The organism is Halapricum desulfuricans (genome assembly GCF_017094465.1).
Taxonomy (GTDB): Archaea; Halobacteriota; Halobacteria; order Halobacteriales; family Haloarculaceae; genus Halapricum.
The window spans coordinates 1,533,372-1,546,068 of record NZ_CP064791.1 but is presented as its reverse complement, the minus strand read 5'-3'; the positions used below and the strand labels follow the sequence as shown (position 1 = coordinate 1,546,068).

Genomic DNA, 12,697 nt, shown 5'->3' with positions numbered 1-12,697 from the left:
AATGTAGTACGCATGGTTCCTGTTCACACCCGAATCACGAGTCGGTCACACGATCTCCATGAGCCGGCGCTCGAACCGGCCGACGCGGACGCGTTGCCAGCCCCGTAGCTGTTCGTCCAGGTCGGCGTCGCCGGTGTCGACCCGGAGGACGCCCAGCTGGTCGACTTTCCGGCGCGAAGCGACGATCTCGATCTCGCACCGGCGGATCACCGCGGGTGAGAGCTGCTGGTTCCCGCGGCCGAACACGAACCCCTGTCCACCGATGGGCGAGACGACGATCACGTTGTCCTCACCCAGCGTGTCGAGGATCTCGCTTTCACGCGCGTCCTCGACCAGCAACTCGCCGTCACGCCAGACGTCGACGCCCAGCGGCGATCCGTCCAGTCCCAGTGCCGACTCGATCGCACCGACCGTGCTGCCGGGGCCGAACACGTACGTCGCACCCTCGCGAACGTCTTCGGCGACCCCTTCGGCGACGGCTTCGACCGTGCCGCCGGCGAGTTGCTTGCTCGACTGGCGCTGGTCCGCCCGTGGGACGGTCACGACGGCGTACAACTCGGAGCGGACCTGTCCTTCTCGGTACGCGTCCTCATCGATGTCGTTGACCTCGCCCTCGGTGACTGTGTCGAACGTCGCGGCGATCCGTCCGGCGGCCCGCGGTGTCACGCCGAAGACCGACGAGTAGACCTTGACGCCGGCGGGTACGCCGAAAATCGGCACGTCTGCGCCGTCGAGGGCTTCGGCGACATCGACGGCCGTCCCGTCGCCGCCGACGAAGACGATCAGATCGACACCCCGATCGAGGAACGATCGCACGGCTGCGCGCGTATCGTCAGCCACCGTCTCGCCGATGGTGGCATCGCGGCCAGCGTCGGGTGCACCGAGGACGACCGGGTCGAACCCCGCCTCGCGGGCGACCGACTCGCCCATGATCCCGGCGTAGGTGACGAGCGTGATCTCGACGCCGCTTGCCGCCATCGCGTCGAGGGCTTGGCGGGCGCGCTCCGGCGCGCGCGGCTGTGCGCCGCGATCGCGGGCCTGCTGTAGCCTGTCGTCAGTGCCTTTCAGTCCCACGCGCCCGCCCATACCGGCGATAGGATTGACGACGAACCCGATCGTGCGCATACCCGGTCCACGGTGGCGTGCCGGGAAAACACCACGGTACGACGCGCAATTCCCTCGGGTCGGTCGCCGACATTTTTATACCCTGCTCCCGGAGTAGCTGATATGTTCGTGGCACTCGCCGAAACGGCCGTCAACGGGGATCTGATCAACCTCGCCGGGGCGATCGTCGCCGTCGGCGGACTGGTGTTGACCTACGCCTGGCTGCAGGAACTCTATCTCGATTGATCGTCCGGCGCCTCGACGCGCTCGCGGAGCCACGATGCGGCGCTCTCGACTGTCACACTGTCGGGGCCGGACAGCTTCACCCTGACGTACTCGCCGGGATAGACGCCGATAGTGACGTCGAACCGCCCGCGGAGCTCCTCGATTCGATCGAGGAGCGCACTTTCGGGCTCGTCAACAGTGACACGCTCGACGTGCTGGACCGTTCCGCTGAACTGGTCGGCGATCTCGCCGAACATGCCGCGCATCTCCTCGGGTACGCCCGGCAACACGTAGATATTCTCGACGTGACAGCCCGGGGCAACGCCCTCCGGGTTCGGTATGAACGTGCCGCCGGCCGGGATCCCGGCCGTGCCGTCGGTCAGATCCTCGCGAGCGTACCCGCGCTGGGTCTCGATGTACTCCAGGGCCGCGTCGCTCGCCTCCATCGGCTGACCGACAGCCGCCGCGACGGCCTCCATCGTCACGTCGTCGTGTGTGGGACCGATTCCGCCGGTGACCAGCACGGCATCGTACTCGGCACGGTATTCGTTGACGACTCTCGCGATGTCCTCGCGACGATCCGGGACGGCCGTGACACGCTCGACGGTGACACCACGATCAGTCAGCTGGCGGGCGAGCCACGCGGCGTTCGTGTTGACGGTGTCGCCGGCCAGCAACTCGTCACCGACGGACACCAGCGCGACGCGCATACCCGGTTGTTGTGGACTCGATAGCAAAGGTGTGTCGCCCTGCTCCGGTCCGATCGACGGGACTTCCGGTCAGGGCGACTTATCGACTCTCTCTGGCCGAGGCGGCTTATCGGCCCATGCCGGGGGGCGGTCCTCGGTCGTCAAGGTCGTCGTCTTCGACGTCGAGGCCCACCTCCTCGCGGCGGTCCTGCAGCGACCGGATCTGTCGCCAGTAGTAGAGCCCGCCGCCGACACCGACAGACACGAGTAGCACGAACAGGCCGCCGAACAACCATAGGTCCCGTTCGAGATAGTACTCGACGACCAGCTCGTCGCTATCGACGTCGTTCCAGGTGATGTGGACCTGCCCGTCGATCGTTTCGGTCTCGTAGCCGCCGGGGGCGACGTTCGAGAGGATCGGCACGCCGACATCGGTGTTCGGCGGGAGCACGACCTCGTAACTGCCATCGACGAACGTCGCCGTCTGGACGGCTTTGCCGTTTTGTTCGACCGAGTATGCGATCTTGCCAGTGCGGTTGGGTGGTTCCAGCCGAATCCGCTCGGCGTTGGTCGAGATGTCGAACGCCGACGCGTCGACGACCGTCCCGTTGGGATAGCGGAACTGCAACGCACTGATCGGGAGCGGTTCGCGGTTGTTGAACGTGTCTCGCTGGTAAAGATCCAGCTGCGAGGTGTTGTGGATCTCGTAGACGGCCGTGTAGCTGTCCCCACCTAGCTGGAGCGTCCCGTTGGCGCTCGTGTTCCAGTCGTAGTCGGCGTCCTCCCGGAGCTGTTCGCCCGACGGGCCGGACCCGCCGAGACAGCCCGCGAGTACGAGCAGGACGCCCAGTCCAATGAGTGCGAGCAGCCGGCGGTTCATGGAACGACAGCGAGCAACTCCGCGGAGAGATACGACCCGATACTCGAGAGCAGTCCCGGTGGGTCGGTGTCTTCCGTGCAGACGATACTCTGTTCGAGCAGTCCGAGCCGTTCGACGGTGACGATATCCTGGGCGTGGCCGGCGCGGTTGACCGTCGCCCGGACCTCCGCCCGGGTCGCGCTGTTGACGTTGACCCGGCCGTTGCCGCGCGTCCACTCGTAGAGGCGGTCTCGCTCCGCGTCGGCCAGCCGTGCCGGCTCGTCTTCCCGGGGGACGAACCGCAGCGGGAGATGCTGGACGAGGCCGAACCGCGTCCGGATCTGCTCGGGCGATCCGGGTCCGAGATCCAGTTCCGAAGCCGGGACGTGGACCTCTCGGCCGGCGTCGAGGTAGAACCCGTCGTCGTCCCAGCGTTCGAGCGTGCCGACGTGTACCTCGCCCGGAGTGAGGTGTGGCGTGATCTCGCCGAACTCCTCACGCAGGAGGTTCTGAGCGACCGTTTTGTCGTCTCCCTTGACGGTCACCGACGGGAAGTCGTCGTCGCGAATACCGACGTCGTAGGTCACGTCGAGTTCGCCCAGCAGGTTCCCGACCTGTGCGGACAGCGAGTCCAGCGCTCGTTGGCGGGCATCGCCGGCGACGTAACACTTGGTTGCAAGGACGACCATTAGGCTTGTACTTCCGAATCCGGTTCGACGTTGAGTTCGTCGCGCAGCTGTTCGATACGTTCTTCCATCGCCTCGAGCAACATCGTGTTCTCCATCGCGTCGAGCTGCGAGCCACAGTCGGGACATTCGAAGCCGAAGTCCATCGCTTCGCCGAACTCGAATCGGATCCCGCAGTTCTCACACAGGTAGAACTCGTGTTCGAACTCGTACTCGCGGCGTTCCTCGAGGCCCTCCAGCAGCCGGTGCATCTCGCCTTCGAGTTGCTCCGGGATGTTCTCGTAGTGGAACGTCCACAGGTACGTCAGCCAGCCCGAATCCTCGTCGCGTAGCCGACGATAGCTCGCCAGGTCGTTCTCGTACAGGATGAACAGCGCCCGGCGGACGTCGTTGAGCTCCAGGCCCAACTCCTCCGCCAGTTCCTCGTCCGTCACTTCGCCGTCCGGCGGCGCGGCGGCGACGGGCATCCCCTTCGGTCCGACGAGTTCGTGGAGGTACTTCTGTATGACCGGGTCCTCCAGGAGATCCTCAAAAGCCATTGTGCGTACCTGGGCCTGTGACGCGGTTAAGTCTTTAGCTTTTCCCGTCAGCGTGGCCTACTGCTCGTCGCTGTCGTCGGTCACCCCCGACTCGCCATCCAGCAGTGACTTGCCTGCGTACGCGAGGCCACCGGCAGTGCCCAGTGCGCCACTGACGACACCGAAGCCGGGGCCGAAGCCGTCGCCCGTCTCGGTCGCCGTTTCACCGGTCCCGCGGACGGTGATGTCGACGGCGTCAGTCGCCGTCTTCCCCTGTCCGTCGTCGACAGTCACTTCGAAGGTCAGCGTCGTGTCTCCGTCGACCTCCGGCGCAGTGAACGCCGCGCCGACGCTGTCGGCACCCGTCAGCTTGACTTCCGGCGTCCCACCGGTCTGTGCCCACTGGAAGGTGAGTGACCCGCCGTTGGGGTCTTCGGAGTCGACCGCCTGCAGCGAAATCGTCTCACCCGGATCGACCGTTCGGTCCTCGCCGGCGTCGGCGATCGGTGCGTCGTTCGACGATTGGGGGCGGATCGTCACCGTGACCGTGTCGGTCGCTTCGTTGCCGTCCGGGTCGCTGACGCTGAGTTCGAACGCCAGATCAGTCTCCCCGTCGACATCCGGAGCGGTGAACGTCGGCTGTGCCCCGGTCGACTCCGACAGCGCCACGTCCGGCCCGGTCGTCTGTGTCCACTCGTAGGTCAGATCCTGCTCTTCGGGGTCGCTCGAGCCCGATCCGTCCAGTTCGACGTCGGTCGTCGCGAACGCCGGCCCGTCGGCGTTGGCGACGGCGATCGGCTGGCCCGGCTCGCCTTCGATCTCAGGCACGTACGGGAGCTGTGCCTGCTCGTCCGCGGAGTACGACAGCGCCTCCGACTGGGAGACGCCGCCAGGAGTGATCATATCGATGACTCGCGGCGCGTTCTCGGCCGCGCCTTCTTTGGCACCGCCGAACTTCCACTTGCCGCCATCTTCGCTGACCGTGCGAACGGCTCCAGTGCCGTAGGAGTCGTGACCGAGGATCAGGGGCACGAAGTGATGATCGTCCAGGTCGCGTTCGAACGCGTCGCTTGGCACGTCGAACGCGACTGCGCCGAGGTCGGGATAGGCCTGCGCCTCGATGTCCTGCGTGATAGTCTCGCCGTCGCCGGCGACAACGTTTCGCACGCTGTAGCCGTCGACTGCGATCCGGTAGTGATATGGCCGCCTGAAGGTTGCCTTGACTCCCTCGCGGGCTTCCGTCGTGGCGGGGAGGTCCGCCCCCTCCGGATCTCTGATGTACACCTGGAAGTTGTGCAGCGAGAAGCCGTCGCCACCGCTCCATGGATTCGTGATCGGGCCGTTCAGATAGTAAACGAACCGGTACCTGTCGCTGGTTTCGTACAGTTCGACGTTCGTGATGTCGTAGACATCGTCCGGTATATCATCAGATTCTGGATAGGTGTAGCTTCCGGGGCCGTGATCATCGCCGATCCCGTCGTCCCAGCTGTGGAGGAGCGTCCCGGAGAAGCCGGCCAGCGAGAGATACGGTAGCGCGTCGCCGGACTCCAGAACGTCGTCCTGGGACTCGCCCTCCGGGAGGAGCATGTCGATGACTGCCGGATCGTCACCCGTCGTGCCGCCGCCGAACGCCGTCTCCGTCGCCGTGGCTCCGACCTGACGGACGCGCCCCGGTCCGTCGGGATCGAATCCGAAGACCAGCGGCGCGATCTCGGCGCTGTCGATCCCGCCGCCGAGCGCCGACTTGGGGACCGAAAAGGCGATCGTGTCCATCGACTGGTAGGCCCCGACGGTCACGTCGTCGGTGACGACTTCGCCGGCGCCGTTCTCGACCACGCTATGGCCGTCGTAGCCCTCGACGTTGATCCGGTAGTGGTAGGGATCGGCGAAGGCGACGTTCGTCCCCGCCCGGCCGTCGGTCGCTGTCGGCGCATCGCTGGCTGGATTGCGGACGTAGACCTGCAGGTGCTGGGCCGAGAAGCCGTAGTCGCCGCCCCAGGGGTTGGTCAACCCGTCGGCGAAGCGGTACGCGAAGCGGTAGCGGTCGCCGTCGTCGTAGACCGTCACCGACTCGACGTCCAGATCACCCGCGGACAGTTCCTCCTCCGGGTACGTGTAGGAACCGGGGCCGTGGTCGTCGCCCGTCTCGTCCTCGAACCGCGCAATTGCCTCGCCGTCGAAGGGATCGCCCAGGACGACGTAGGGAATCTCGGCCGAATCGAGCGCCTCGGCCTGTGTGATTCCCTCGGGCGTGACCATGTCGATCACCTGCGGGGCGTTCTCGTCGGATCGACCGCCGAACTGGTGCTCGCCTGCGGACTCGCCGACACCCATGACGTTGCCCGGTGCGTCGGGGTCGTAGCCGAGCAACAGTGGCGCGAGTTCGAGTCCGGTGAGGTCTCCCGGAATCGCGTAATCAGGGATGTCGATCCTGATCGAGCCCGTCGACGGACTCGCGAAGACCGATCCCTCGGCGACGACCTCCCCGTCGGGCGTCTCGACGCGCGCCCCGTGCTCGCCGTCTGCGACGATCCGGTACTGGTAGGGCTCTGCCAGTCGCGCGTCCAGCCCCTCGCGGGCGACCTCGCCGCCGTCCGGAGCCGTCGGATCCCGGACGTACACCTGGACGTGCTGTGCGGAGAACCCGCTGTCGTACTCCGCGAAATTCTCGATGGGCCCGTCGATCGAGAACCGGAGCTGGTACTCGCCGTCGGTCTCGTGCACGTCGATCCTCGTCAGATCGAACGCGCCGTCGGCGTAGCCGTCGCCGGTCGGATAGGTGTAGCCGCCGGGGCCGTGGTCGTCGCCGACCTCGTCGTCGGTCCCTGCCAGGTGCGACCCCAGGCCGGACAGCGAGGGCGTCTCCAGCACGGCGACCGAATCGACCTCGACGTGGGTCAGATCGTCGTCGGACTCGACTCCGAGGTCGCTCCCGGAGACGAGGTCGGTCGAGGAGACGGGACCGCGCAGCGCGACCGTTTCGGTCCCCTCCCCGAAGTGCAGGACGACCACGACGCGCTGATCGCCCGCGTCGCGGCCGTAGGCAACGACCTGTTCGGAGTCGCTGTCGTAGTACGCACCACGGAGGGCGGCGTCGTGCTGGAGTGCCGGCACCTCCTTGCGGGCGTCGATGAGCGACTGGTAGAACGCGAGGTGGCTCTCGTCGTACTCCTCCCAGTTCATGAACGACCGGAAGTGGCCGCGTTCTTCCATTCGGCGTTCGCTATACTCGGCGATCGCACGCTCTTGGCCGTAGTAGATCATCGGCACGCCCGGCAGCGTGAACGTCGCCGCGGCGGCGGCCCGTTCGGCGGTCTTCTCGGCGACGTCGAGGTACCGGCGCATGTCGTGGGTCTCGACGTACTGCAGGAAGACCGTCCAGTCGGGCACGCCGCGCCGTTTGCGCTCGGTGGTCGCCTCCAGCACCTGCTCGGCGTCGACGCCGCCCTGGCCGATCGAGCGGACGTTCTCGGCCAGTACCTCGTCGAAGTGCATGTCGAACTCGCCTTCGCTGAACCGCGGGCCGTAGGGGATCGCCTCGTCCAGCAGGAAGACGTCACTGTCCTTGGCGCGGATCAGCTGTCGGACTTCCTTCCAGAAGTCGTGCGGGACGCCGTACGCGATGTCACACCGGAAGCCGTCGACGATGTCCGTCCAGAAATCGACGGCCGCGAGGATGTGCTCGCGCATCGCGACCGACTGGTAGTTGACGTTCATCAGATCCGTCCAGCCGAAGTAGTGGTTGGGGGTGCCGTCTTCGAGCCGTTCGAACCACTCGTAGTACTTCGAGTCCGTCCCGTTTTCGTCGGCGTCGGCGAAGAAGGGGTGTCGGATGTCCGTGTGATTGATCACCAGGTCGAAACAGACGTTGATGTCTTGCTCGTGGCAGGCCTCGACGAACGCCTCGTACGCCTCGACAGAGCCCAGGGGATCGGCGGTCTCGAAGTAGTTGGTCGTGTCGTAGCCGTGGGGACCGCCCGCGGGGTCGTCCTCGACGTGGGTCGTTGCCTCGACGATCGGCGTCAGCCAGACGACGTCGACGCCGAGATCGGCGAGGTAGTCGACCCGGTCCTGCAGGTACTGGAAGTCGACCTCACCCGCTTCGGAGCCAAAGGACCGCGTGAAGATCGTGTACATCACCGAATCGTGAATCCACGTCGGCGGCGTGTCGGGCCGTGCCGTCTCGCCCGCGTCGGCGTCGAGTTCGACCGTCCCGATGATTCCGGGCTGGTCGTCGGCAGCGACGACGTGGACACGCGCAGTCCCCTCGACTGCGTCGGCTGGAACGGTCGCAGTCGCGTCTTCGACTGTCAGATCGTCCGCCGCCAACCCGTCGCGATCGTCGACGAGGAACTCGACGGACAGGTCCGCTGGCGCGGTCGCGCTGTCCGGCGCAGGGGTCCCGTTGGCGTCGATCACGAACTCGCCGTCTTCGTAGTCGCTCTCGGGGTCGACCCGTGGTGGGCCTGCCGAACCATCTGCCGGCTCGGGAAACACTCTGACTGTCAACTGGTGGGTTCCGTCCGGTGCGTCGAGTTCCAGCGTGTACGTCCCGGGAACGTCGGGATCGAACTCCTCGACGCCCGATTGGTAGCCGTACTCCCCGGGATTCGAGTAGAATCCAGTGACTTCGCTGTCGTCGGGCGTGTCGACGACCCGCCACGTAAACGCTTCCGGCCCGTAGTTGTCGGGATCCCGTTCGGGTTCGGGGATGCGCGGCGCGAGCACGCTCCGGCCGTCCGGAGCCCCATCCCCCCTGTAATCCGGCGTGAGCGGATCGACGAGTTTCTCGCCGGCGTGCATCACGCGTGGTGGTCCGGGATGATGACTGTCGCCGACCGAGCGTGTCGTTACCAGTGACTGTGCGCCTTCCGTAACTGCAGGCATGGCCGAAAACGTACCGAGGGTGGCCATGCCGCCGAGGTACTGTCGTCGTTTCATTCCCTGTTGGGGCTTCGCGCAGCGGCTGGCTCCGGCACCGCACCGGGAGCCAACGGGAACTGCGTCGTAGCCGCTGAGTTAGACGACGAGTATAATAAAACCATCCATCGATCGTGAAGATGAGTCAACGAACGAAAACGAGAACGCTTACTCTTCGTCTTCGTTGCTACCGAGACGGCTCTTGGCCGCGTATGCGGCACCGCCCGCAGCACCGACCAGACCGGTCACCGCACCGAAGCCGGGACCGAAGCCGTCTCCGGATTCGGTCTCGGTCTCGGTGCCACCTCCGTCGCTGGGTGAGATGGTGACGCTCACAGTGTCGGTAGTGGTTTTGCCCTGACCGTCACTGACGGCGAGCTCGAAGGTCAGCGTCGTCTCCTCGTCGACGTCCGGCGCGGTAAAGGCTGCTCCGGAACTGTCTGCCCCGAGCAGATCGACCTCGGGAGTCCCACCGGTCTGTGTCCACTGGAAGGAGAGCGTCCCGCCGTTGGGGTCTTCCGAGTTGACTGTCTGCAGCGAGACCGCGTCGCCGGGCGAGGCCGTCTGGTCCTCGCCGGCGTCGGCGATCGGCGCGTCGTTCGCTGACTGTGGCTTGATCGTCGCTGTCGTCGTGTCGGTGGCCTCGTTGCCGTCCGGATCGGTGACGGTCAGCGTGAACTCCAGCGTCGTTTCCTCTTGGACCTCGGGTGCCGTGAACGTCGTCTCCGCGGCACTCGTGTCAGCGATTTCGGCCTCGGGCCCACCGGTCTGTTCCCACTGGTAGGTCAGATCGACGTCCCCGTCAGCTTCGGAGTTCGTCCCGTTGAGTGTCCCATCGAGGGTCGCCCAGACGTCGCCGATTGGGGCCGCAACTGCCGAAATTCCGACGGCAGCCTCGCCGGTCACCAGCGAGGTCACGTTGAACAGCGGGATCGACGGCGGCGAACCCGCACTGTAGGAGAGGCTCTCCTCCTGTTCGACGACGTTGTCGGGGCCGACGAGATCGAGTGCCCGCGGTGCGCTCTCGATCGCGCCTTCTTTGGCGCCGCCGAAGTTCCAGTCGGACGCTTCGCCAGTGACGAAGCCCTGTCGGATACCACCGGTGCCGAAGCCGTCCTGGCTGAACACCAGCATCGTTATCTTCAGATCGCCGAGGCGATCGGAGTCGAACGTATCTCTCGGAAGGCTGAAGCTGATGGTGCTGTTCTCGGTATCGCCGGAGGCGGGGAAGCCCGACACGAGGGGCTCGTAGTCCTCGCCTTCCGGATCCTGCCCGGCGTGCTCGATCAGCGTGTTGCCGGCCTGGACGTGTGCTCGGTAGTGGTATTCCTCCTGGAAGGTCGAGACAGCACCCAGTCGCGATTCGGCCGAGGTAGGAGCATCGTCAGGTGCGTTCGGATCTCGGATATATAGCTGGATGACCTGCGAGCTAAACCCGGCGTCCAGCCCGAACTGGTTCTTCTGGACGCCCATGTGGGCCGTGAACTCCCAGTGGTCCGGAGTCGTGTTCAGATCGACGCCGGTCACGTCGAACTGTCCCTTCTCTAGATTTGCCGGATACGTGTACGTCCCCGGTCCGTTATCGTCGCCTTCGGGATCGTTGATCGTCCCACCGGCCACCAGATCGGCCATGCTGTACAGCGGGATCGACGGCGGCGATCCCTCGCTGTAGGCGAGGGCCTCCTCCTGATTGATGACCGTTTCCGGACCGACGAGATCGATCACTCGCGGTGCGCTCTCGAGGGCACCTTCTTTGGCACCACCGAACTTCCAGTCGGCGGCCTCGCCTGATACGAAGCCCTGTCGGATGCCGCCGACGCCGAACCCGTCCTGGCTGAACATCATAATCGCGCCGCTCATCTCGGCGAAGTTCGCGGTATCGAACGGCTCCTTGGGAACCGAGAAGCTGATCGTGTTGTTCTCGGTATCGCCGGACGCGGGGAAGCCGGACACGAGGGGCTCGTAATCCTCGCCTTCCGGATCCTGCCCGGCGTGCTCGAGCAGCGTGTTGCCGGCCTGGACGTGTACCCGATAATGATACTCGTTCTGGAACGTCGAGACAGCACCCAGTCGCGATTCCGAGGACGTTGGCGCATCGTCGGGCGCGTTCGGATCCCGGATATACAGCTGGATGACCTGCGTGCTGAACCCGGCGTCGTTGTCGAATCCGTTGTTCTGGACGCCCATGTGGGCCGTGAACTCCCAGTGGGTATCGGTCTCTTCGACGTCGAGTTGTGTAACGTCGAATTGTCCCTTTTCTAGATTCGCCGGGTATGTATACGAACCCGGCCCGATGTCGTCGCCCTCGGGGTCATTGATCGTCATCGTCCCGTCAGTCTGGGCCGCCAGACTCGACAGCTGGCTGACTTCTGCTCCGACCGACTGGACACCAAGTGCTGACACTGCACTGATACCTGCGACACTGCTGAGGTACTGTCTCCGTCTCATGACTAAAGATGATAATACGCGAGGAACAAAAACATCACGGTTTTTCCGTGAATCGAGGGAACTGCCGTCTCCGGGCACGAGACGACTCACAGACTGCCTTCCCGGACTTCCTGACAACAATATTCACTTCTCGAGCAGTTCTTGCACTGCGATCGGTTCGTCACGTTCACTCGAGCGCATCGCGGCTTCGATTAGCGCCATCGACTGCAGGTTTGCCTCGATACGGGTATCCATCGGCTCGCCGCCGGCGCGCCACTCCGTGAACCGTTCGACGAGCCACGCGTTCATCCACTTCTCGCCGTCTTCCAGCGGGATCGACTCTCCCTCCGGTGGGCCCGTCGCGTTGTGTCTGGGTTCGGCGTCGGGGTCGTATGGGTAGGCGGTCAACTCGCGTGCGTCGAGTTCCAGCGTCGCGTCGCGACACTCCGCGCGGATGTACTCGTTCTCCCAGCCGTTGAGCGCCACGGCGTTGGTCGTCGCACCCTCGTACGTCGCCCGGACGCCGTTCTCGAACTCCATCGTCACCAGGACCTGTGAGTCGCCGCTGAAATCGCTCCATTCGGGATTCCACGTGCGTGCGTAGAGCTGCTCGCATTTCGCCCCCGCGAGTGATGCGAGCAGATCGAGGTGATGCACGCCGCCTTCGACCAGTAGCGGGTGGTCCATCTCGTAGGGCCGTCCGGCGACCCATTCGTCGCGCTGGCGATATCGCTGGGTGAACCGCATTACCAGGTAGTCGAGCGGGCCGTACTCGCCGCTTTGGATCTGCCGCCGGAGCGTTGTCTTGTCGCGGTCGAAGCGATGGCTCATCGTCACGGCCATCTTCGCGTCCGCTTCCTCGACCAGATCGGCGATCTCGATCGCTTCATCGAGAGTCGGCGCGATCGGTTTCTCGGTGAGCAGATCCAGCCCGTGTTCGAGCGCACTCTCGACCAGCGGTCGTCGCTCCGCAGGCGGTACGGCCAGCGTCGCGAACTCGGCGTCGTGGGCGGCGAACGCTCGCTCAGGATCGGTGTAACACCGATCTTCGGGCAGTCCCAGCCCTTCGTGAGCGTTCTCCAGCGCGTCGGGGTTCCGGTCGACGGCAGCGACGACTTCGACCGTCCCGTCTTCGACGTTCGCCGGAAGGAACTCGTGACACCACATCGCGCCCCAGCCGCCACAGCCGACGTGAATAACTCGCTGTGCCATAGTCGGGGTGGGACGCGCGTCGGACAAAAACCCGACGTATTTCGACAATCGACGTAA

General features: G+C 65.2%; 9 protein-coding genes. 1 reads left to right on the top strand and 8 read right to left on the bottom strand.

Going from position 1 to position 12,697, the window contains the following annotated elements; genetic code table 11:
- Positions 1–45: 45 nt before the first annotated feature.
- Positions 46–1,125, bottom strand: coding sequence for an ATP-NAD kinase family protein (locus HSEST_RS07885; protein WP_229120370.1), 1,080 nt, complete (start codon positions 1,123–1,125; stop codon positions 46–48).
- A gap of 102 nt (positions 1,126–1,227) precedes the next feature.
- On the opposite strand from HSEST_RS07885, the gene HSEST_RS14540 reads away from it, so the two are divergent.
- Positions 1,228–1,350 (top strand): hypothetical protein, encoded by a 123-nt coding sequence (locus HSEST_RS14540; RefSeq protein ID WP_267491852.1) that lies wholly within the window; start codon positions 1,228–1,230, stop codon positions 1,348–1,350.
- Here HSEST_RS14540 and HSEST_RS07880 read toward each other — a convergent pair.
- From HSEST_RS07880 to HSEST_RS07850, 7 genes are all read right to left on the bottom strand, one after another.
- Complete coding sequence (locus tag HSEST_RS07880) at positions 1,338–2,039, bottom strand: competence/damage-inducible protein A (RefSeq protein WP_229120369.1); 702 nt, start codon at positions 2,037–2,039, stop codon at positions 1,338–1,340. The genes HSEST_RS14540 and HSEST_RS07880 overlap by 13 nt on opposite strands.
- Before the next feature lie 106 nt (positions 2,040–2,145).
- Entirely contained in the window at positions 2,146–2,898 is a 753-nt protein-coding gene (locus tag HSEST_RS07875; protein ID WP_229120368.1) for a DUF5803 family protein, read from the bottom strand.
- Positions 2,895–3,566 carry a DUF2110 family protein gene (locus tag HSEST_RS07870; RefSeq protein WP_229120367.1) on the bottom strand — a complete coding sequence of 224 codons (672 nt, stop codon included), beginning with the start codon at positions 3,564–3,566 and terminating at the stop codon, positions 2,895–2,897. The genes HSEST_RS07875 and HSEST_RS07870 overlap by 4 nt, the downstream gene beginning before the upstream one ends.
- The gene (gene tfe / locus HSEST_RS07865; protein WP_229120366.1) at positions 3,566–4,102 is read right to left on the bottom strand and encodes a transcription factor E; all 537 of its coding nucleotides are present in this window, start codon (positions 4,100–4,102) and stop codon (positions 3,566–3,568) included. The genes HSEST_RS07870 and tfe overlap by 1 nt, the downstream gene beginning before the upstream one ends.
- Before the next feature lie 57 nt (positions 4,103–4,159).
- Positions 4,160–8,968: a glucodextranase DOMON-like domain-containing protein gene (locus HSEST_RS07860; RefSeq protein WP_229120365.1), complete on the bottom strand. Its 4,809-nt coding sequence runs from the start codon at positions 8,966–8,968 to the stop codon at positions 4,160–4,162.
- Positions 8,969–9,169: 201 nt separating this feature from the next.
- Positions 9,170–11,449, bottom strand: coding sequence for a glucodextranase DOMON-like domain-containing protein (locus HSEST_RS07855; RefSeq protein ID WP_229120364.1), 2,280 nt, complete (start codon positions 11,447–11,449; stop codon positions 9,170–9,172).
- 123 nt (positions 11,450–11,572) lie between these two features.
- Positions 11,573–12,640, bottom strand: coding sequence for a Gfo/Idh/MocA family protein (locus tag HSEST_RS07850; RefSeq protein WP_229120363.1), 1,068 nt, complete (start codon positions 12,638–12,640; stop codon positions 11,573–11,575).
- Positions 12,641–12,697 lie beyond the last annotated feature (57 nt).

Excerpts from the sequence above, each read along its gene's own strand:
- HSEST_RS07885 (WP_229120370.1), bottom strand. The coding sequence starts at position 1,125 with ATGCGCACGATCGGGTTCGTCGTCAATCCTATCGCCGGTATGGGCGGG.
- HSEST_RS14540 (WP_267491852.1), top strand. The coding sequence starts at position 1,228 with ATGTTCGTGGCACTCGCCGAAACGGCCGTCAACGGGGATCTGATCAAC.
- HSEST_RS07880 (WP_229120369.1), bottom strand. The coding sequence starts at position 2,039 with ATGCGCGTCGCGCTGGTGTCCGTCGGTGACGAGTTGCTGGCCGGCGAC.
- HSEST_RS07875 (WP_229120368.1), bottom strand. The coding sequence starts at position 2,898 with ATGAACCGCCGGCTGCTCGCACTCATTGGACTGGGCGTCCTGCTCGTA.
- HSEST_RS07870 (WP_229120367.1), bottom strand. The coding sequence starts at position 3,566 with ATGGTCGTCCTTGCAACCAAGTGTTACGTCGCCGGCGATGCCCGCCAA.
- tfe (WP_229120366.1), bottom strand. The coding sequence starts at position 4,102 with ATGGCTTTTGAGGATCTCCTGGAGGACCCGGTCATACAGAAGTACCTC.
- HSEST_RS07860 (WP_229120365.1), bottom strand. The coding sequence starts at position 8,968 with ATGCCTGCAGTTACGGAAGGCGCACAGTCACTGGTAACGACACGCTCG.
- HSEST_RS07855 (WP_229120364.1), bottom strand. The coding sequence starts at position 11,449 with ATGAGACGGAGACAGTACCTCAGCAGTGTCGCAGGTATCAGTGCAGTG.
- HSEST_RS07850 (WP_229120363.1), bottom strand. The coding sequence starts at position 12,640 with ATGGCACAGCGAGTTATTCACGTCGGCTGTGGCGGCTGGGGCGCGATG.